Source organism: Streptomyces sp. NBC_01450 (genome assembly GCF_036227505.1).
Classification (GTDB): Bacteria; Actinomycetota; Actinomycetes; order Streptomycetales; family Streptomycetaceae; genus Streptomyces.
Genome location: NZ_CP109480.1, coordinates 6,530,393 through 6,550,047, shown reverse-complemented (window position 1 = coordinate 6,550,047; position 19,655 = coordinate 6,530,393). Strand labels below are relative to the sequence as shown.

General features: G+C 70.2%; 16 protein-coding genes. 7 read left to right on the top strand and 9 right to left on the bottom strand.

Features of this window, described 5'->3' with window-relative positions:
- Positions 1 to 51 precede the first annotated feature (51 nt).
- Positions 52 to 2,640: a D-alanyl-D-alanine carboxypeptidase gene (locus OG568_RS29290; protein ID WP_329533711.1), complete on the bottom strand. Its 2,589-nt coding sequence runs from the start codon at positions 2,638 to 2,640 to the stop codon at positions 52 to 54.
- A 230-nt stretch (positions 2,641 to 2,870) separates the two neighbouring features.
- On the opposite strand from OG568_RS29290, the gene OG568_RS29285 reads away from it, so the two are divergent.
- From OG568_RS29285 to OG568_RS29275, 3 genes are all read left to right on the top strand, one after another.
- Positions 2,871 to 3,626 carry a GOLPH3/VPS74 family protein gene (locus OG568_RS29285; RefSeq protein ID WP_054234374.1) on the top strand — a complete coding sequence of 252 codons (756 nt, stop codon included), beginning with the start codon at positions 2,871 to 2,873 and terminating at the stop codon, positions 3,624 to 3,626.
- 458 nt (positions 3,627 to 4,084) lie between these two features.
- Positions 4,085 to 4,942: a helix-turn-helix domain-containing protein gene (locus OG568_RS29280; protein WP_329533710.1), complete on the top strand. Its 858-nt coding sequence runs from the start codon at positions 4,085 to 4,087 to the stop codon at positions 4,940 to 4,942.
- Between the two features lie 263 nt (positions 4,943 to 5,205).
- Positions 5,206 to 5,415 carry a DUF397 domain-containing protein gene (locus tag OG568_RS29275; RefSeq protein ID WP_266433636.1) on the top strand — a complete coding sequence of 70 codons (210 nt, stop codon included), beginning with the start codon at positions 5,206 to 5,208 and terminating at the stop codon, positions 5,413 to 5,415.
- A gap of 129 nt (positions 5,416 to 5,544) precedes the next feature.
- Here OG568_RS29275 and OG568_RS29270 read toward each other — a convergent pair whose 3' ends face one another.
- The gene (locus OG568_RS29270) at positions 5,545 to 6,384 is read right to left on the bottom strand and encodes a hypothetical protein (RefSeq protein WP_329533709.1); all 840 of its coding nucleotides are present in this window, start codon (positions 6,382 to 6,384) and stop codon (positions 5,545 to 5,547) included.
- 148 nt (positions 6,385 to 6,532) lie between these two features.
- Between OG568_RS29270 and OG568_RS29265 the strand changes: the two genes are divergently transcribed.
- On the top strand, positions 6,533 to 7,318 hold the full coding sequence (locus tag OG568_RS29265; RefSeq protein WP_329533708.1) for an SDR family oxidoreductase: 786 nt from the start codon (positions 6,533 to 6,535) through the stop codon (positions 7,316 to 7,318).
- 355 nt (positions 7,319 to 7,673) lie between these two features.
- A complete protein-coding gene (locus tag OG568_RS29260) occupies positions 7,674 to 9,248 on the top strand; it encodes a sodium:solute symporter family protein (protein ID WP_329533707.1) in 1,575 nt (524 codons plus the stop codon).
- Positions 9,249 to 9,458: 210 nt separating this feature from the next.
- Here OG568_RS29260 and OG568_RS29255 read toward each other — a convergent pair whose 3' ends face one another.
- From OG568_RS29255 to OG568_RS29240, 4 genes are all read right to left on the bottom strand, one after another.
- Positions 9,459 to 10,574: an ADP-ribosylglycohydrolase family protein gene (locus OG568_RS29255; RefSeq protein WP_329533706.1), complete on the bottom strand. Its 1,116-nt coding sequence runs from the start codon at positions 10,572 to 10,574 to the stop codon at positions 9,459 to 9,461.
- A 206-nt stretch (positions 10,575 to 10,780) separates the two neighbouring features.
- A complete protein-coding gene (locus tag OG568_RS29250) occupies positions 10,781 to 11,128 on the bottom strand; it encodes a DUF6247 family protein (RefSeq protein ID WP_329533705.1) in 348 nt (115 codons plus the stop codon).
- Positions 11,129 to 11,228: 100 nt separating this feature from the next.
- Positions 11,229 to 12,026: a helix-turn-helix domain-containing protein gene (locus OG568_RS29245; RefSeq protein WP_329533704.1), complete on the bottom strand. Its 798-nt coding sequence runs from the start codon at positions 12,024 to 12,026 to the stop codon at positions 11,229 to 11,231.
- A 225-nt stretch (positions 12,027 to 12,251) separates the two neighbouring features.
- Positions 12,252 to 12,668 (bottom strand): ATP-binding protein, encoded by a 417-nt coding sequence (locus tag OG568_RS29240; RefSeq protein ID WP_329536484.1) that lies wholly within the window; start codon positions 12,666 to 12,668, stop codon positions 12,252 to 12,254.
- A gap of 103 nt (positions 12,669 to 12,771) precedes the next feature.
- Between OG568_RS29240 and OG568_RS29235 the strand changes: the two genes are divergently transcribed.
- Together OG568_RS29235 and OG568_RS29230 are read left to right on the top strand one after the other, a co-directional pair.
- Entirely contained in the window at positions 12,772 to 13,584 is an 813-nt protein-coding gene (locus OG568_RS29235; RefSeq protein ID WP_329533703.1) for a helix-turn-helix domain-containing protein, read from the top strand.
- Positions 13,581 to 13,766 (top strand): DUF397 domain-containing protein, encoded by a 186-nt coding sequence (locus OG568_RS29230; RefSeq protein ID WP_261685756.1) that lies wholly within the window; start codon positions 13,581 to 13,583, stop codon positions 13,764 to 13,766. Before OG568_RS29235 ends, OG568_RS29230 begins: the two co-directional genes overlap by 4 nt.
- Here the strand turns inward: OG568_RS29230 and OG568_RS29225 are convergent.
- From OG568_RS29225 to OG568_RS29215, 3 genes are all read right to left on the bottom strand, one after another.
- The gene (locus tag OG568_RS29225) at positions 13,747 to 16,134 is read right to left on the bottom strand and encodes a tetratricopeptide repeat protein (protein ID WP_329533702.1); all 2,388 of its coding nucleotides are present in this window, start codon (positions 16,132 to 16,134) and stop codon (positions 13,747 to 13,749) included. The two genes, OG568_RS29230 and OG568_RS29225, sit on opposite strands and share 20 nt — an antisense overlap.
- 28 nt (positions 16,135 to 16,162) lie before the next feature.
- Entirely contained in the window at positions 16,163 to 16,738 is a 576-nt protein-coding gene (locus OG568_RS29220; protein WP_266583165.1) for a hypothetical protein, read from the bottom strand.
- Positions 16,739 to 16,831: 93 nt separating this feature from the next.
- Positions 16,832 to 19,417, bottom strand: coding sequence for a bifunctional FO biosynthesis protein CofGH (locus tag OG568_RS29215; RefSeq protein ID WP_329533701.1), 2,586 nt, complete (start codon positions 19,415 to 19,417; stop codon positions 16,832 to 16,834).
- Between the last annotated feature and the right edge of the window lie 238 nt (positions 19,418 to 19,655).

Here is a 19,655-nt window from a genome sequence, read left to right as displayed (position 1 = left end):
CGTACGCCCGTACCCGTCCCCGTACGCCCGTACCCCCCTACGTACGTCCGCTCAGCTCACGCGGGTCAGCTTGGCGCCGAAGCCCGGCTCGACGAGGTCCTTCTGGAGCTCGACGGGAACCTGCACGGCGCCGCTGCTGCCGCCGTCGCCCACGGTGAGCGTGCCCACCTTGGTGCCGGCCTTCGCGGAGTGCGGCACCTCCGAGGAGACGAAGGACAGCTTGACCTTGAGCCCGGCCCAGCCGACCGCCGTGACGTCCTTGGTGATCACGACCGGCGTACGGCCGCCGAGCCCGTCGTCGACGTAACCGACGACATCGCCCTTCTTCAGGATCGTCGCGGACTTCAGCGCAGCCTGCGCGGCGCGGATCAGCTTGTCGCCCGCGGCCAGGGCGCCGCCGAGGATGGTGTTGTCGGAGCCGCCGGGGCCCTGGCTGATCACCGCGCCGACGATGGTCCGCACCTCGCCGCCGACCTCCTTGGTCGCCGCGAAGACGAGGTTGCCGCCGGCCGCGGTGGTGGTGCCCGTCTTGATGCCGATGACGTTGTTGGAGCCGACGAGGTGGTTCCAGTTGCTGTGCTTGGTGCCCTTGTAGTCGGTGTACTCCATCATCCGGGCGACCTCGCGGAAGGAAGCGTCCTTCATCGCGGCCTTCGCCAGCTTCACCTGGTCCGCGGCCGTGCTCACGGTCGTCTTCGTCAGGCCGGACGGGTCGGTGTACGTCGTGTTCGCCATGCCGAGTTCCTTGGCGGCGGCGTTCATCTTGGCGACGAAGGCCGTCTCGGAACCGGCGTCCCAGCGGGCCAGCAAGCGGGCCACGTTGTTCGCCGAGGCGATCAGGACACCCTCCAGGGCCTCCTTCTGTGTGATGGTGTCGCCCGCGTGCACGTTGACCGTCGACTCGTCGCCGGCGTCCGACTGGTCCTCGGCCTTCTGGTCCACCTTGATCTTCGCTCCGTCGCCGGACTTGATCGGGTGCTCGCGCAGGATCAGGTACGCCGTCATCACCTTGGCGACGCTCGCGATCGGCGCCGCCTTCTGTGCGCCGGACGTGCCGAACGAACCGATGCCCTGGACATCGAGCGCGCCCTGCCCGGAGGACGGCCACGGGATGGAGGCGTCGCCGCCGTCGAAGGTGTAGCTGGATTCGGCGGTGAGGTCGAGCGTGGGGGTCGGCAGCGGCCGCAGCGACTGTGCGACCGCAAAGACGACCGCGAGGAGCAGGGCCAGCGGCGTCCAGATCTTCACCCGGCGCGCGAGTGTCCGAACCGGGGTCTGCGGGGGCGGCGGCGTGTTCGTCAGCTCGGCCAGCAGGTCCAGCGGCGGCTTCGGCGGCAGCGGCTGCTGCGTGGTGCGCTCGGGGCCGACCTGCGGGAGGGCGGCGGTGGCGTCGGCGGGAGCCACCCTCGAGGGCGCGGAGGAAGCGGAGGGAACGGGCGGGGTCGCGGTCGTCTTCGGCTTCACCCTCGACACGGGTTCGTCGAGAGGCTTGAGGGCCACGAACTTACTGGTGCGCTCGGACGGGGCCTCGGGCTTCGAACGGTCCGCCTTGGGCTGATCCGCCTTGGGCTGGTCCGCCTTGGGCTGATCCGCCTTCGACCGGTCCGCGGGCTTGTCGGTGGCCGGCTTGGCGCCGCCCAGTTTGAGCATGGTGGTCGGCTGGTCCACCGCCGGGCGCTTCGGCGCCTTGAAAATGGCGGTGGGATGGTCGACGGGCTCGGCGGCGGCGTCGACGTCCGGGGCGTCCTTCGCTGACAGTGAGTCATCAGCGGACGGCGAGTCGTCGGCGGACGGTGAGTCGTCATCAGCGTCCTGCCGCGCCGCTGCGTCCTTGGGGTCCTCGGAGTCCGCGGAGTCCTCGACGTCCGAGGGGGCCTCGGGGGTCGCGGATTCTTCAGAACCTTCGGAGTCCTCGGAGGTCTCCGACGTCTCGGGCGCGTCCTCCGGAGAGTCCTTCGCCTCCGGCTTCGCGTCCTCGGTCCCGGTCTTGGTCTCGGACTCCGTCTCGGACTTGGCGTCCGACGTGGACTTCGCGTCCGTCTCCGGTTCGGCGTCGGCGTCACCCACCGCCGCACTCTCGGCCTCAACTTCGGCCTCGGACTCGGACTCAGCCTCGGCGTCGGGCTCCGAAGCCGACTCCTCGTCAGCTTCGCCCTCGACCCCCGCCTCGGCCCCGGCCTCAACGTCGGTCCCGGCGTCGGCCTCGGACTCCGTCTCCGCCCCGGCGTCGTCCCCCTCCGCCGCCGTACCGGCCTTCTCCGCGCCCTTGGAGCCCTTGTTGGGGTCCTCCGGGCCCTCGGAGCCTTCCGGAACCTCGGACTCCCCCTCAGGGGCCTTCTCGTCCGCGCCTGACACCCAGGCGGCCACCGCCTCGCGCAGTCGCGCGTCCTCCACGGGGCCCTTCCCTCCGGACCCGGCGGAACCTTCCGCCAACGCCCGCGTCGAGAACACCGCCGTCGCCTGATCCACCCGCACCGTGGCGGCCCGTTCGCGAGCCACCGCCAGACGGGGATCGGCCGATGCCGTCGACGCGGCGGCCCGGCCCGGGCCCGGAACCGCGGCCGGGGTCCCCGGCGTCGCTTCTGCCGACGATGCCGACGACTCGTGCTGCTTCGACCTGTCGGGGGACTCGCCCGCCACCGATGCCTCCTCCGTGCGCCACCCACCGGGCGCCCAACGAACCGTGAACCCTTGTCCCGCCGCCCGGACATCGCTGTCCGAACCATGTACCAGTGTCCTGTGTGCGGGCTTAACCTCTGCGGTAGACGAGAACGACATACCTACTGGTTCCATCACGAACCGGTCAGGCACTCTCGACAGACCAATGTGAGAGGGGTCACCCTGTCATTCATCCACGCGGGGAGGCATGGATGGGCAGGAGCCGCAGAACACTTCCGGAAGAGCTTCTGCTGCTGGCGCTGGACCCGACCACGGGTACCACCGCACAGCCGCAGTCGCTCGACCTCGGTCTGGCCGGAGCACAGCTAGTAGAGCTGGCGCTGGCCGGACGGATAGCCCCAGACGGGGATCGTATCGCCGTGGTGCAGCCACGGCCGACTGGAGATCCAACACTGGACTGTGCGTTGGAACTGCTTCGCCGACGCGGAGCACCCGTACGCGCGGTCAACTGGATTGGCGGACCCCGGCTGGGGCTGCGCCAGACCTACCTCTCGCATCTGGAGAGGTGCGGCATGGTCCATGCCGTCGCCGGCCAGATGTGCGGGGTGCTTCCGACGACTCGCTACCAAGCGACGGACACGGAGATCAGCCGGGAGATCAAGTCCCGGCTGGACAGCGCGATCCGCACCGGCGTACCGCCGGACCCGCGGACCGCGGCGCTCGCCGCGCTGGCCCATGCGGTCGGTCTCGGCAAGCACCTGTACCCGGGTAACGAGGGACGCTCGTCCCGCTCCCGGCTACGGGACCTGATCAGGCATGACCCCATGGGCGGCCTCGTGGCCCACGCGGTCATGGACGTTCAGAACGGTGTGGGTGCACAGCCACGCCGCAACCCGGCACCGGCAGGCCGTCCGGCCACCGCCGGAGTCAGGTCCGCACCGGAACCCGCCCGCGGTGTTCCGATGCAACCGCGCCACGGTTCCATGGCGCGCGCCGTGGTCCACTGAGCCGCAGTCCCACGGCGCCACCAGGCACCGTACGCACGACCACGCACGACCACGCACGACCACGCACGACCACGCACGACCACGCACGACCACGCACGACCACGCACCACTGAAGAGCACCGCCACGCACCGCAGGTACGACCCCAGCGCCGCACCGCAGTCCCCAAGACCCGGTTCGGGAGCCGCTGGCTCGCGCGGGGCGGTGGGGCCGTACGTCCGGACGACGACACGGCTCCACCGCCCCGCGCGGCCGCATTTCCCGGCGCCGCGCATATGCGCGCGGTACGGGTGAAGACGACGTACGCGTACACGATCCGCGTGATATGTATGCCAGATCTCCGAACTGGCGTGTAGCCAGCGCATATCCGGTGTTTTCCAGCGGTAGAACGCACCTTGGTGGCAGTCTGCTCAACAGCAGATACGCAAAGTAGAGGCCCGCAGCCGGAGGTGCACGTCCCGTGGCGTCAAGTGTCAATCCCACCGTCCGGCGGCGCCGGCTGGGCCAGGAGCTGCGCCGGCTCCGCGAGCTCAAGGGCATGACGGCCGAAGAGGTCGCCGAGCGACTGCTGGTCTCGCAGTCGAAGATCAGCCGGCTGGAGAACGGGCGGCGCAGTATCAGCCAGCGTGACGTCCGCGACCTGTGCGGGGTCTACGAGGTCGAGGACCACCGGATCGTCGACTCCCTGATGCAGATGGCCAAGGACTCGCGCCAGCAGGGCTGGTGGCACTCCTTCGGAGACATCCCGTACAGCGTGTACATCGGTCTGGAGACCGACGCGGCGTCATTGCGGGCCTACGAACCGCAGATCGTCCCCGGCTTGCTGCAGACCCGCCCCTATGCGGAAGCTCTTATTCAGGGGGCACTGCCGGAGACGTCGACCACCGACATCGACAAGCGCGTCCAAGTACGCCTCCGGCGGCAGGAACGTGTCTCCACCGAGGATTCCCCTCTTCGCCTGTGGGCCGTGCTGGACGAGGCCGCCCTGCATCGAGTCGTCGGGAACCGGCAGGTGATGCGCGAGCAGTTGGAGCACCTCGCCGAGATGAGCCAGCTCCCCCACATCACCGTGCAGGTGCTGCCGTACGAGGTGGGTGCGCACCCCGGCCTGAACGGCCAGTACGCGATCCTGGAGTTCCCCGACGCTGCCGACTCGAGCGTGGTCTACATCGAGGGCGTCACCAGTGATCTCTACTTGGAGAAAGCCGCCGACGTCCAGAAATACAGCGTGATGTACGAGCATCTGCGGGCGCAGGCCCTGAACGTGGACCAATCACGCCAGTTCATCGTGGACATCGCCAAAGAGTTCGCGCGCTGAGATACACGGATCGCGACCTGGGGAACCGATTCACCGGGCCCCAGCGAGTGAGGCGCCGCACTGTACACCTCCACCACCTTGAGGTGGAAGACCCCAATGGAATATGCCACCCGGTCGAGTGAACGGTCCCTTCGCTCGCCGATGTTGGCGAGTAGCGTCGATCACGCCATCGAGCAACAACGTTGGCGCAAACCGCACTGCCGGACCCAGCAAAGACCGGCAGTGCGGTGACAGCAACTCGACAACTGGCTACCGGAGCAAAAATGGCAATTCTTCAGGGTGCTACGGAAACGTGGACCAAGTCCTCATACTCGGCCGGAAACGGCGCGTGTGTCGAGGTCAAGTCCCCGGTTCTCGCGGCGATGGCCGTCCGGGACTCCAAGGTCCCCCAGGGCCCCACCCTGGCGTTCCCCGCGAACTCGTGGAACGCCTTCGTGGCTGAGGTGAGCCGGGGGACCTTCGACCTCGCCTGATGCACCCACTTCTCCCTCGTCGACAACCACAACTGCACCGAACAACCGCATACGCACCACTGAAAGAGCCCTCTCGACTGGCCCGCCGTCCTGGCCGAGGGGGCTCGGTGCTTTCCCGCGCCAGACCCGCTACCTCAGCCGGTCCACATAGGTATCGGTCCCCGGCACCGTCGGGACAAAGGGGGCCACCAGCTCCACCTTCCCCAACCCCCCTTCGGCCACGGCCTCCTCCAGTCCCCCGAAGTGGTCCTCCCAGCACTCCCTCGGGTCCGTCTCCAGGAACCACAGGAGGGTCAGCCGGGTGTCGACGCCCTCGACCTGCTTCACGTACGTCATGCGGTCGCCGGGGAGCGGGGTGGGGCGGAAGACGGTCACCATCGCGGCCGGGGAGCCCGCCAGGCGCCGGGGGAGGTGGCGGGCGCGCAGCCACTCCAGCAGTTCGGCGCGCCCGGCGGCGGAGTCGGCGTCGACGACCTGGAGGACGAGGCCCGCGTAGGGGTGGTCCAGGGCGTGGAAGTCGCGGGGTCCCGCGGCGCCGTCGCGGTACACCGTGGCCTCGTGGTCCTGGAAGGCCGTGAAGACGTGCGTACGGTCCTGGTAGACCCGGCCGTCGCGGTTCAGCCGTTTGTTGATGCCGACGGTCCACCTCATGTGGTCGTCGTAGCGGCCCTCGGTGACCCAGTACGTCGAGAGGTAGCAGCCGGCGGTGACCGGCTGGGCGATCGCCGATTTCTCGGGGTACCGCAGGAGCTGGAGATCGCGGGTGGCGACCCAGCGGCGGCCTGCGTACATCCAGGGCATGGCCATCGCGCCGGCGTAGTAGTGGTCGTCCTCGTACCAGCGGTTGTACGCGTACTCGTGGCCGGGGTGCGGTTCGACCATGGTGATCAGGGCGTGGCCCGGGTGGACGCCGTACGGGCCGAGGGCGGCCAGTTCCGCGTACACCTCGCTACGGGTCTCCTCCGACATGACGATCCCCTTCCTCGCTCTTCCTTCCTCCGCCGGACGCCCATACTCTGACGCTCCGTCAGGCAATGCGCCAGAGTCAAGTCAAGGCGAGTGAGCCGAAGGGGCGCGCCGGAGGCGAACCGAGCCGCAAAAAAAGGGGAGGCCTCGGATGTCACTGCTCGCGGGGAAGACGGTCGTCGTTTCGGGGGTCGGGGCCGGGCTCGGTCATCAGGTCGCGGCGGCCGTCGTACGGGACGGGGGCAACGCGGTGCTGGGGGCGCGCACGGAGGCCAATCTCGCCTCGTCCGCGGCCGAGCTCGACCCGGACGGCGCGCACACGGCGTACCGGGCCACGGACATCACGGACGAGAAGCAGTGCGAGGCGCTCGCGGAGCTGGCGACGGAGCGGTTCGGGCGGATCGACGCGGTGGCGCATGTGGCCGCCTGGGACAGCTACTTCGGCGGCCTGGAGGACGCGGATTTCACCACCTGGCAGTCGGTCATCGACGTGAATCTGCTGGGCACCCTGCGGATGACCCGGGCCTGCCTGCCCGCGCTGAAGGTGTGCGGCGGCTCGGTCGTCATCATCGGGACGCAGTCGTCGGTGGCCGCGCCGAGCCAGGTGCGGCAGGCCGCGTACGCGGCGTCCAAGGGCGCGCTGACGAGCGCGATGTACTCGTTGGCGAGGGAGCTGGGCCCCCATCGCGTCCGCGTGAACACCGTGCTGCCCGGATGGATGTGGGGGCCGCCCGTCGAGGCGTACGTCCAGTTCACAGCGCACACCGAGGGCGTACCGGAGGCGGACGTCCTGAAGCGGCTCACCGAGCGGATGGCGCTGCCCGAGCTGGCCACGGACGGGGATGTGGCGGACGCCGCGGTGTTCCTGGCGTCCGACCGGGCACGGGCGATCACGGGGCAGTCGCTGCTCGTGAACGCCGGCGAACTCATGCGCTAGCGGCACCGATGGCAAACCCAGTCGGCCGTCCCTTCCCAGCCGTGCGGGACCCGCATCCCGTACGTCTGTCGACTCCTCGGTGTGACCTTGCCGTGTCGTCTGACGAAGTGCCCGCTCATGGTGTGGTCCACGTCACGAGCACGACAACAGCCGTACGGGTAAAGTGGAGGCAAAATCGTTCTGCTTTCTGATCTGCGTTCATATCTGTGACCGGGAAAGGTCTTGACCGCCCCCTCCGAACGGCGGTTCAATCCCCAAAGTCCCCGCTCCCGCACGGGGGCGCCGCCCATGTGCGTACTGGCGAAGTGCCGTCCGGTATCTGCAAGTTCACAAGGCGGACCCCTGGAGGGGGCACATGAACGGCTTCGACTGGGCCGTCCTGGTCGCGTACTTCGGTGTCATGACCGCGATCGGTGTCTGGTCCCACAAGCGTGTGGACGACGTCAGCGACTTCTTCACCGCGGGCGGCAAGATGCCCTGGTGGCTGTCCGGCATCTCGCACCACATGTCGGGCTACAGCGCGGTGATGTTCACCGGGTACGCCGGTATCGCGTACACGTACGGCATCACCTCGTACGTCACCTGGGCGCTGCCCATCGCCATCGGCGTGCTGCTCGGCGCGAAACTGTTCGCGCCCCGGCTCAACCGGCTGCGCTCCCGACTGCACGTCGCCTCACCCCTCGAATACCTCAAGGACCGCTACAACGTGCCGACACAGCAGGCACTCGCCTGGTCCGGCATCCTCCTGAAGATCGTGGACGTCGGCGCGAAGTGGGCGGCGATCGCGACCCTGCTCAGCGTCTTCACCGGGGTCACGCTCACCCAGGGCATCCTCATCACCGGTGGCATCACGGCCGTGTACTGCACGATCGGCGGTCTGTGGGCGGACGCGCTGACCGAACTGGGCCAGTTCGTGATCCAGTTGCTGGCGGGTCTGTCCATGCTGATCATCGCGCTGAACAAGATCTCCGACCAGGGAGGTCTGTCCAAGGCGCTGGACTCGCCGAAGCTGCACGGTCACGCGAACGGTTTCGCGGGCCCGTACCTGACCGTCTTCTTCATCGCGTACCTGTTCATCAAGCTGTTCGAGTACAACGGCGGGATGTGGAACCAGGCCCAGCGCTACATGGCGACGGGCAGCGCGAAGCAGGCCACGAAGTCGGCCTTCCTGTCCGCCGCCCTCTGGTTCGTGTGGCCGGTGATCCTTTTCATCCCGATGTGGCTGTCGCCGCTCCTCGTCACGGCGAAGAAGCCGGACGGCTCGGACGCGTACGGTCTGATGACCGAACAGCTCCTGCCCCACGGGTTGCTGGGCCTGGTCGTGGTCGGCTTCTTCTCGCACACGATGGCCATGTGCTCGTCGGACGCGAACGCCATCGCCGCCGTCTTCACCCGGGACGTGGCCCCGGTCCTCTCCAAGGCCGCGCGCAGCTGGGACACCAGGGCCGGCCTCATCGCGGGGCGGGTCACGACCGTCGCCTTCCTCGGGTTCTCGATGGCGGTGGCGACGCAGGTCAACTCGCCCACCTTCAAGGACATCATCACGGTCGTCATCAAATGGGTGGCCGGCCTCATGGGTCCGATCGCGATCCCGTTCATCCTGGGCCTGCTGCGGCCGTTCCGTAAGTCCGGCCCGACGGCGGCGCTCACCAGCTGGGCCTGTGGTCTGCTCGCGTTCTTCTTCGTCAACTACCACCTGGACTTCTCCCAGCGCACGGATGTGAAGCTGGAGTACCAGGTCTCCCTCCCGATGGCCATCTCCCTCGTCCTGTACATCCTCATCGGCTTCCTGAAGCCCGAGGACACGCCGGAGCGGGACGCGATCATCGAGAAGATCAACACGGACGACGACGGGGCCGCTGCCGCGGTGGTTCCGGCTCCGGCGGAAGCCGCGGACGGGGCCGGCACCGCCAGCCCGTCCGGCGTCTGAGACCCCCCGTCGGCCGGTAGTCGTACGACTGCCGGCCGTCGGGGTTCTCGAGCGGGGTCGTCGTTCGGCTGCGGGCCGGCGGGGGCTGGTCGCGCAGTTCCCCGCGCCCCTGGGATGGGGGCTTCGCCCCTCATCCCCCGCCCCCACCAGGCCTTAGGGGCGCGGGGAACTGCGCGGTCTTTTGGCGGGGGTCTGGGGGCGAAGGACGTCTTAGGCCCGTGGGTAACGGGCCAGCCAGCCCGGGGCGGAGCCGCCCGGTCCGTGCAGGGCCGGGCCCTGCGTCATCTCCATGGCGAAGTCGTCCGCCAGGACCAGCATCGTGGGACGGCCCTCCAGCTCGGCCAGCCAGGCCGGCGGCAGGGCCGTCTCGCCGTGCAGGGCGCCGAGCAGCCCCCCGGTGAGCGCACCGGCCACCCCGGAGGGCCCGCCCTGGTTCACCGCGAGGCACAGGCCGTGCCGGACGTCCTCCCCCACCAACGCGCAGTACACGGCGACCGCGAGCAACCCCTCCGCCGTACCGTCCCCGGCGAGCTCCTCCACCCGCCCCGGCGTCGGCATCCCCTGCCGCACGGCCCCCAGGGCATGCTGGAGCGCGTCCGCGACGGGCTGCTGCCCCGGCCGCGCCGCGAGGATCGCGAGCGCCCGCTGCACCGCCCCGTCGAGGCTCTCGCCGCGGGCCAGCGCGTGCACGATGACGGCATACGCGCCCGCCGCCAGGTACGCCGTGGGGTGCCCGTGCGTCTGCGCGGCGCACTCGACGGCGAGCTGCATCACGAGCTGCGGCTCCCAGCCGACGAGCAGCCCGAAGGGCACGGAGCGGGCGGCGGCCTCGGGGCCGAGCTCGCCGGGGCTCTTGGGCGCATCCAGCGTGCCCATGACGTCGTCGCCGAAGCCGATCAGGCAGGAGCGGGCCGGGTCCCGGCGGGCGTACAGCCACTCCTCACGGGCCAGCCAGCCGTCGTCCTTGCGGCGCTCGTCGGGGCCCCAGTCGCTCTGGGTGGCCGCCCAGCGGCGGTAGGCCCGGTGGAGGTCGGTGGGCGGATGCCAGGCGCCGGTGTCACGGCGTACCTGGGCGCGTATCAATCCGTCGAGGGTGAAGAGGGTGAGCTGGGTGAGGTGGGTGACGGAGCCGCGCCGCCCGTGCCCGAAGGCGAGGTCGACCAGCCCCTCCGCGCCGTGGGCCTCCCGGATCTGCTCCAGGGTGAGCCCGTCGACCGGCGCCCCCAGGGCGTCCCCGACGGCCGAGCCCAGCAGCGTCCCGCGTACCCGGCTACGGAAGTCCTGCTGCTCCGCACGGCCCCAGACGGTACCGGCTGTCGCACCCACCGAGACCTCCCCAGGCACCGTCCGCACGTCCGACAGAGCAGCACTGTAATCGACCGGGAACGGTCGGTTCAGGGCCCGATCGGAATACGGAGTGCGGTCAAGTGAACCCACCCGGTCAGATCGCGAAGGCTCCCTCGGCGATGTGGCCTTGGTGAGGGCCGGGATCCACTCCGTCCTCCGGGAGGCCGACGGTCAGCCGTACCAGGTCACAGTCCGGTCTCCGCCTCGGCCGTCTCCCGGATCGAGCGAATTTCGACGATGGCCTCTGTCGGGTCCTGCTCGCCCGCGTCCACGAGGCGCTCCAGTTCACGCAGACGGGCGGCACGTTCCGGGTGTCGCTCGATCGCCACGAACACCGCCCAGGAGTGGACGAAGGCCCGCAGTGGCGCGAGGCTCTGCGTCTGCTGGGCATTCGTCGTGGCTTCGAAGAGGTGTTGTGTGAGGGCGGGGACACGGCTGGGCGCGATTCGCGCGACCGCTGCCCGCAACGCGTCCGGGTTGAGTTCCGGCATGGGGATCAGCGGTCCGTACGGGCCGTCGGTCTGGGCGCTCACGGTGACCTCCGGTGCGGGTGGCTCGGTCCTCGTACGGTACCGGCGGAGGGGGTGTTGCGCTGCTGCGGCTGCGCCTGTCATGCGGATTCTCCGGGGCCCGTCACGCCGCACCGGCCGATGTACGGCAGTCACGGCACCGGCCGGGTCGGGACGCCCGGAAGGCCCGGTCGCAGCCGTCGCAGGTCTGGAAGGGGGCCGGACGGTGGAGGCTCGGTGGTGGTGGAGCGGCGGGGAGGGGCGGGGGCAGGAGCGCGGCGAGGCGGTGGGCGAGGAAGGCCGCCGGGTGCTTGATCGGGTCCTCAGGCAGACCGCTCGTCAGCGTCCGCCGTACGGCGGCGAGCGGCACGCCTCGCTCCAGCCAGGCGTCGACGGAGGGCGCCAGGCGGTTCACCTCTCGTTCGGTGAGCAGCAGACGGGAATCCTGAACCCGCAGGCCGGAGAGCAGGTCGGCGGCTGTGTGGTGCGGTGGCGCGACGGTCGTGGGAGCGGGGGCCTGCGGGGCCGGGCGGTGGGGTTCGGGGGCCGTGGTGGCTGCCACCGCCGCCCGCCGCGGCTTGTTGTACGAGGTCGTCCGGGTCGTCACTCGGCCCGATTGAAGACGCTCCCTGGCACGCGTGAGGTAACCGTGTTCCTCCAGCTCCCGCAGGGCGGCGGCGATCCTGATCTCGCCCTCGGGGAACTTGGCCGCCAGCACCTTGATCCCGATGGAGGTCCCGGCGGGCAGCGACTGGATGTGGGTCGCGAGGCCGATCGCCGTCAGCGACAACTCGGGGTGCTGGGCGAGGTGGTTGCCGACCACGGTGAAGTTGTCGTGATGGGGTTCGTTCACGTGGGTGACGCCGGAGTGGGAATGCCGGGTCTTCGGGTGCGCGGGCGCGCTAGGCTGCTTTTCAGTCATCGGGAAGGTTCTGCTTCCTTGGTGATCAGGCCCTCGCACTGGGATTGCAGTCCCGGCGGGGGCCGATGCATGTCTGCGGCTGTTGCGGCTGACGCTGCACCACAAGTGCCTCTCCGCGCCAGTCGAGTTGGGCATATTCACTCCGGCGGGTGATCGACGGGGGCGGTGGGGGTGGGTTCGGTTCTTTCCCCGGTTCTTTGGTCTTTGACGTCGGGAGCCACCGGGTCACGTATTCCCGCGTCCCGGTGCCAGTTCGGCCCAGACCGTCTTCGCGTGGGCCGGTGCCTCGTCGACGCCCCAACGGTGCGCGTACGCCGCGACGATCAGTAGTCCGCGACCGGTTTCCGCCTCGCCCTCCTCCGGGTCCTTGGCGCACGGGACCCGGTCACCCCGCGCGTCCGTCACCTCGATGCGGAGGGTGCCGTCGTCACGCAGCTCCAGCCCGAGCCGGAAGTCCCTGCCCCTGACGTGTCCGTGGAGTACGGCGTTGGAAGCCAGCTCCGCCACCACCTGTGCCGCCGCCTCGAACGGCACTCCCCACTCGGCCAGTTGACGTTCCGTGAGCAAGCGGGCGAGACGGGCCGCTCTCCGGGTCGCGGAGAGCTGGATCCTGAGGTGGTTTTTCTGATTCACGTCACCCAGCGTGGCCGTCCGTCCCTACCCTGAACAGCGACGACCACGGTACGGAGCGTGACTGTCCGGTTGGCCGCCGTAGTCGTACGACTCGTACGTCGGAAGGGACAGCGTGGAGGACGAGGAGGCCGCGGCCGTACTCAAGACGGTCGGGCGGCAGGTGAAAGTCTGGCGGGAGGCGGCCGGACTGCGGCAGGCGGAACTCGGTACGGCCATCGGCTACGGCGAGGAGATGGTCTCGTCGGTGGAACGAGGGAGGCGGATCCCCAAGCCGGACTTCCTGGACAAGGCCGATGAGGTGCTCAGGGCGGGCGGGAAGCTCGCGGCGATGAAGGAGGACGTGGAGAAGGCGCGGTACCCGAAGAACGTACGGGATCTGGCGAAGCTGGAGGACGAGGCTGTCGAGTTGGGGGCCTACGCCAGCCACAACATGCACGGCTTGCTACAGACACCCGCATACGCACGGGCGTTGTTCGCGATGCGGCGGCCTGCCTACACGGAGGACGAGATCGATCAGCTTGTCGCGGCCCGCATGGCACGGCAGCGCGTCTTCGATCGAGTGCCCGCGCCACTGCTCACCTTCGTCCAGGAAGAGGTGACGCTGCGGCGGCCCATCGGGGGCAGAATGACGTTACGACAGCAGCTTGAACAGCTGCTGGAGAGCAGTGCGTTGAGGCATGTCGAGATCCAGGTCATGCCGACGGACCGGGAGGACCACGCCGGCATGGGCGGCCCGATCCGGCTGCTGAAGATCCGGGACGGAAAGACTCTCGGGCACTCGGAGGCGCAGTTGCACAGTCGCGTGATCAGTGATCCCCGGGAAGTCCAGATCCTGGAGATGCGCTATGGAATGATCCGGGCGCAGGCTCTCACGCCCCGGGAGTCGCAGGCCTTCATCGAGAAAGTGCTGGGAGAAGAGACATGACCTCCACGCGCCTGGAGTGGTTCAAGAGCAGCTACAGCAGCAACGACGGCCCCGACTGCGTCGAAATCGCCATAGCCCCCGCCGCCACCGTCCACGTCCGCGACTCCAAGGACACGCAGCGCGCCCAACTGGCCTTCACCGGCGCCTCCTGGACGGAGTTCGTCAGTTCGGTCCGCCGCTGAGGCGGGCGCGCAGGGCGCCGGCCCACTCGTAGGAGGGGCGGAGCTCCAGCGCGCGGTCCAGGGCGGCGAGTGCCTCCGCACGGCGGCCCAGTTCGGCCAGCGCCGCGCCCCGGCTGGCGTGGGCCGAGGCGTACTCGGGATCGATGGTGAGCGCCTTGTCGTAGTCGGCGAGGGCCTCCTCGTGGCGGCCGGCCACTCGGAGGGCGTCGCCACGTTCGCAGTGGCCCCAGCCCCAGTCGGGCCAGAGGGCGAGGGCCCGGTCGAGGTCGGCCAACTGGCGGTCGTGTTCGGCCAGTCCACGCCAGGCCCGGGCCCGGCGGCCCAGTGCCCAGGCGTAGTCCGGCTTGAGGTCGAGCGCGCGGCCGAAGTCGGCGAGGGCCGCATCGGGGTCTCCGGCGCGCTCGTGGGTGGCGCCTCGGGAGGCCCAGGCGAAGGCGTTGGCCGGGTCGCGTCGAATGCCTTCGCTCAGGTCCCGGACCGCCTCGTCGTCATGGCGCAGGAGGCGGTGGTGCTCGCCGCGCAGGACGATGTTGTCGGGGTTGTCCGGCTCCAGCTCCACCACGCGCTCGACGTCGTCGAGTGCGCCCTCGTGGTCGCCCAGGCCGCCGCGGGTCAGGGCCCGCCCTCGGTGGGCCCGCACCAGGTACGGGTCCAGGGCGAGGGCGCGGCCGTACTCCTCCAGGGCGCGCTCGTAGGCACCGTCCCGCGCGAGAAAGTCGGCCAGCTCCGCCCGCGCCCGCGCCCGCCAGGGCTCGTCGCCCCGTGCCCGCCCCAGCAGGAACCGGAGCACCTCGGGCTTGCCTCCCTCGTCGAGGGCTCGCGTCAGGTTGCTTCCGCAGGCCCGCACGGCCTGGGCGTCCGCGTCCTGTCCCGCGTCGGCCAGCAGCCGCATCCAGCGCCTCACCAGGTCGTCCGCCTGACCACAGGCATCCACGACGTCGGTGAGGACGGCGGGAAGCGCGGAGCGGGGTGCGGCGCACAGCAGGTGGTACGACTCCGCGAGCCGCAGCTCCCGCCAGTCCTCGTCGGCCCACTCGTAGCCGTCCTCCAGCCTGGCCTCGGTCTCCTCCCGCCACCCGGCGAAGGCCGCCGCGAGCCGCTCGTGCCGCTCGGCCCACCGCCTGGGCGAGCCCTTGCGCTGGAGGCGCAGCATCGGGGCCCGTACGACGTCGTGGTACTGCATCCGGTCGCCGCGTTCGTCGACGAACGGTCGTTCCCGCAACCAGCCGTAAAGGACGTCGAGTTCGATATCCGTACCGTCCACCACCGCCCGGAACACGTCCGCGTCCAGGCGCCGCGGCAGCGCACATGCCAGAGCGACCGCGCGCCGCACCGGGTCCGGCTCCCACTTCAGGAACCGCTCCACCGCCGTCGTGCTCGGGTCTCCCACGTCGTCCGGATCGGCCGGCCGGGTCTCCGCGAGGGTCGACACCAGCACCGGCAGCCCGCCCGTGAGCCGCAGCACCTCGTCGACAACCGGCTCGGCCACCACCCCCTTGCCGGCGAGCAGCCCCCGTGCCTCCGCCTCCGTGAACGGCCCGAGCGGCACGTCCGTCATGAAGTCCGCGAAGCCGCCCCAGCGGGCGGTGTCGAAGGGCCGTTGGCCGGAGGTGACGATGACGACGTCGGCGGACAGAGTGCCGTAACGGTCGGTGGTGATCACCTCGTGCAGCCAGCCGTCGAGGAACGGCCCGGTGCGTTCGTAGGTATCGAAGAACAGGACGATCCAGGGCGCCGTCGACGCCGCCTCCGACAACTCTCCCAGCAGCACCGGCGTCAGCAACCGTTCGGGTGTCAGGACCAGCTGCACGTCCTCTTGACTGCGGAAGCGCGCGCTGAGACTCGCCCGCAACCTGTCGGCATTCTGGGCAAGTTGGCCCGCGTCCAGGGCGCCCGCGAAGGCGCCCACGCCCGGCACCATGCCAAGTCCGACCAGTCCGGCGCGTGCCACCACCAGACCGGCCGCCGAGGGCTCACCGGGTTCGGCGTCGACCAAGGCGACCGTCTCGGCCTCGTGCCGCCGCTCCCGGTGAACGGCGAGCAGCCGATCCAGTTCCTTGAACCTCCGTCCCTGCAGACCGAGTTGGCGACTGATCGCGCTCATGGCCTCGGGCACGCTACCGACGCTCTCGTCGACGTACGCCGTCAAGGCCCCGCGGTCCCGGGCGATCTGCTCGAACTCCCGCACCAGGAAGGTCTTTCCGACCCCCGCGTTGCCGTGCACATGGAAGAGGAAGCGGTGGCGTTCGTCCTCGGGCGGCAGCTCCAGATTCCGACGGAAGACGACCCGTTCGTGACTCCGCCCCACGAATCCCGCCCGTCTGCGCCGAGCGATCAGCTCCTGCATCGACGGCCGCGCACGCCCCATCCGTCCGCCCCCTCCGTCGCCCTGGCCGTTACTTGACCACGGAGACCTTCGTCCCCTTGGTGCCGAACGCCCAGACCGCGTCCCCGTCCGCGCTGTGCATACGGATCCCGCCGGTCTTCACGCCCGCCGCGGGTTGCGGCGAGGAGCCGTCCTGGGCGTTGGAGAACGCGATGTTCACGCCGGACGTGACGGTGAAGTAGACGATGTTCTCCACCTTCGTGCCGTCCGTTCCCGTGGTGGAGGGGACGGTCGTCGACACCGCGTAACGGCCCGGCGCCGGGCTCACCGTGCCCGGCCACACCGCGAAGGTGCGGCGGACGGCCTCGCCGGTGTCGACGAGCCAGACCCGCCGCTGGGCGAGCGAGTAGACGATCCGCCGGCCGGTGCCCGAGCCGTCGGGCACGGCGGCCGGCTCGGCCTTCTTGGGCGAGGCGGCGGGCCGCGGGCTCGCCGACGCGGACGGCTTCGCCCCGGCGGCGTGGGCGGCGGTCGGGTGCGCTCCCTGGTCGGCCTGCGCGGCGAGGGCGCCGACGCCCACGATCGCCGCCGCGGTCAGACCGGTGACCCAGATCCAGGAGGGAAGCCGTCGGGCAGGCACGGTCACGCAACTCCTCAGGCTCACAAGGCTTCCGGGCCCTCCACCGAGGGTCGGATCATCGTACTCCGACCCACCCGGGGCCACCGCACGCCTCGGCCGTCAATCCAGTACCGGCAGCAGCTCCGGCAGGTGCCCGTCCGACACCTCCGCCGCCCGCTGCCGCTCCCGCGAGACCTCCCCGTACAGCGTCGTCCGCGGCTTCGCCGGACGCCCGGCCGCCTCCGCGACGGCGATGAGGTCCTTGACGGACTTGTACGAGCCGTACGAGGAGCCCGCCATCCGGGAAATGGTCTCCTCCATGAGCGTGCCGCCGAGGTCGTTGGCGCCGGAGCGGAGCATCTCCGCCGCGCCCTCGGCGCCCAGCTTCACCCAGCTGGTCTGGATGTTCGGGATGTGCGGGTGGAGCAGCAGGCGGGCCATGGCCACCACCGCGCGGTTGTCGCGGGTGGTCGGGCCCGGGCGGGAGATGCCCGCCAGGTACACCGGCGCGTTGGTGTGGATGAACGGGAGCGTCACGAACTCGGTGAAGCCGCCGGTCCGCTGCTGGATGCGGGAGAGCGTGCGGAAGTGGCCGAGCCAGTGGCGGGGCTGGTCCACATGGCCGTACATCATCGTGGAGGAGGAGCGGATGCCGAGCTCGTGCGCGGTCGTGACGACCTCGATCCAGGTCGCCGTGGGCAGCTTGCCCTTCGTCAGGACCCAGCGGACCTCGTCGTCCAGGATCTCCGCCGCAGTGCCGGGGATGGTGTCGAGGCCCGCCTCCTTCGCCGCGGTCAGCCACTCACGGATGGACATCCCCGTACGCGTCGCGCCGTTGACGACCTCCATCGGGGAGAAGGCGTGTACGTGCATGCCGGGGACGCGCTCCTTCACCGCCTTCGCGATGTCGAAGTACGCCGTACCCGGCAGGTCCGGGTGGATGCCGCCCTGCATACAGACCTCGACGGCCCCCAGGTCCCAGGCCTGCTGGGCGCGGTCGGCCACCTGGTCCAGCGACAGCGTGTACGCGTCGGCGTCCGTGCGGCGCTGGGCGAAGGCGCAGAAACGGCAGCCGGTGTAGCAGACGTTGGTGAAGTTGATGTTCCGGGTGACGATGTACGTGACGTCGTCGCCGACGGCGGACTTGCGCACGTCGTCCGCGATCCGGCAGAGGGCGTCGAGCGCCGGGCCGTCCGCGTGCAGCAGCGCGAGCGCCTCGTCGTCGGTGAGCTTCGTCGGGTCGTCGGCGGCGGTCGCGAGGGCCGCCCGTACGTCGGTGTCGATGCGGGAGGGCACCATCCCGGGCGCCGCCGCCTCCCGCAGCGCCTCCCAGTCGCCGTACACGAGGTCGAAGTCCTCCCGGCGGTCACCGGTGCGCCCCTCGGTGTCGATGGTGTGGTGCAGATCGGTCCGCCCGGACGCGGTGAAGGCCTCCTCCGGCTCCTGCCAGGGGTGCCCCTCGACGACGGCGTCCTCGCGGGCGAGCCCCGTCTCGGGATCGGCGAGCGCCCGTACGTGCGGCAGCAGTCGCGGGTCGAGCCAGGGCTCCCCGCGCTGCACGAACTCGGGGTACACGCACAGCCGTTCGCGCAGTTCGAAGCCGACGGCGCGCGACTGCTCGGCCAGCTGCTCGATCTGCGGCCAGGGCCGCTCGGGGTTGACGTGGTCGATGGTGAGCGGCGAGACCCCGCCCCAGTCGTCGATCCCCGCGCCGATCAGCCGCCCGTACTCGGAGTCGACGAGGTTCGGCGGGGCCTGGAGGCAGGCGGCCGGTCCCATGATGTGCCGGGCGACGGCCACCGTCGCGACCAGTTCGTCCAGTTCGGCGTCCGGCATCCCGCGCATCGCCGTGTCCGGCTTGGCGCGGAAGTTCTGGATGATCAGTTCCTGGATGCCGTGGTACGACCGGGACACGCGCCGCAGCGCGAACAGCGACTCGGCGCGCTCCTCGTACGTCTCCCCGATCCCGATCAGCAGTCCGCTGGTGAAGGGAACGGACGACCGCCCCGCGTCCTCCAGGACCCGCAGCCGTACGGCGGGCTCCTTGTCCGGAGAGCCGTGGTGCGGACCGCCGGGCTCGCTCCACAACCGCGTCGCCGTCGTCTCCAGCATCATGCCCATGCTCGGCGCGACGGGCTTGAGCCGCTGGAAGTCGGTCCAGGACATCACCCCGGGATTGAGGTGGGGCAGCAGCCCCGTCTCCTCCAGGATGCGGATGGAGATGGCCCTGACGTACGCGATCGTGTCGTCGTACCCGTGCGCGTCCAGCCACTCCCGGGCCTCGGGCCAGCGGTCCTCGGGCTTGTCGCCGAGCGTGATGAGGGCTTCCTTGCAGCCGAGTTCCGCGCCGCGCCGGGCGACGTCGAGGACCTCGTCCGGCGACATGAACATCCCGTGCCCGGCACGGCGCAGCTTGCCCGGCACGGTGACGAAGGTGCAGTAGTGGCACTTGTCGCGGCAGAGGCGGGTGAGGGGGATGAAGACGCTCTTGGAGTACGTGATCACGCCGGGGCGGCCGGCCGCCTCCAGCCCCGCGTCGCGCACCCGCGCCGCGGACGAGGCGAGGTCGTCCAGGGCCTCGCCGCGCGCCTGGAGCAGCACCGCCGCCTCGGTCACGTCGAGGGCGACGCCGTCCCGGGCGCGTTTGAGGGCGCGACGCATGGAGTTCTCGGTCGGGCCGGTTCCGGAGGTCGCGGAGGTCGTCATCCTTCGAGCATACGATCGCGGTGATCAGGCATTACAGGGCGTGGCCTTATTCCTCCGGGGCGGCGGGTCGTCACAGGTCGCCACCGGTACCCCGCGCGGGTCGGGCCCCGACAGGCGCGCCGCCTCCCCGAAAGCTGGCGATTTCCTTCCCTTGCCCCACAGTTCACAGCCGACTACCAGGGTTGTACGTGCCAACGTGCACCACCCATGTCACTCTCACGACACCCTGGGAGCAGCA

Bases quoted from the DNA above. Each gene is read 5' to 3' on its own strand.
- OG568_RS29285 (WP_054234374.1), top strand. From the start codon at position 2,871: ATGGGCAGGAGCCGCAGAACACTTCCGGAAGAGCTTCTGCTGCTGGCG.
- OG568_RS29275 (WP_266433636.1), top strand. From the start codon at position 5,206: ATGGCAATTCTTCAGGGTGCTACGGAAACGTGGACCAAGTCCTCATAC.
- OG568_RS29270 (WP_329533709.1), bottom strand. From the start codon at position 6,384: ATGTCGGAGGAGACCCGTAGCGAGGTGTACGCGGAACTGGCCGCCCTC.
- OG568_RS29265 (WP_329533708.1), top strand. From the start codon at position 6,533: ATGTCACTGCTCGCGGGGAAGACGGTCGTCGTTTCGGGGGTCGGGGCC.
- OG568_RS29260 (WP_329533707.1), top strand. From the start codon at position 7,674: ATGAACGGCTTCGACTGGGCCGTCCTGGTCGCGTACTTCGGTGTCATG.
- OG568_RS29245 (WP_329533704.1), bottom strand. From the start codon at position 12,026: ATGACTGAAAAGCAGCCTAGCGCGCCCGCGCACCCGAAGACCCGGCAT.
- OG568_RS29230 (WP_261685756.1), top strand. From the start codon at position 13,581: ATGACCTCCACGCGCCTGGAGTGGTTCAAGAGCAGCTACAGCAGCAAC.
- OG568_RS29225 (WP_329533702.1), bottom strand. From the start codon at position 16,134: ATGGGGCGTGCGCGGCCGTCGATGCAGGAGCTGATCGCTCGGCGCAGA.
- OG568_RS29215 (WP_329533701.1), bottom strand. From the start codon at position 19,417: ATGACGACCTCCGCGACCTCCGGAACCGGCCCGACCGAGAACTCCATG.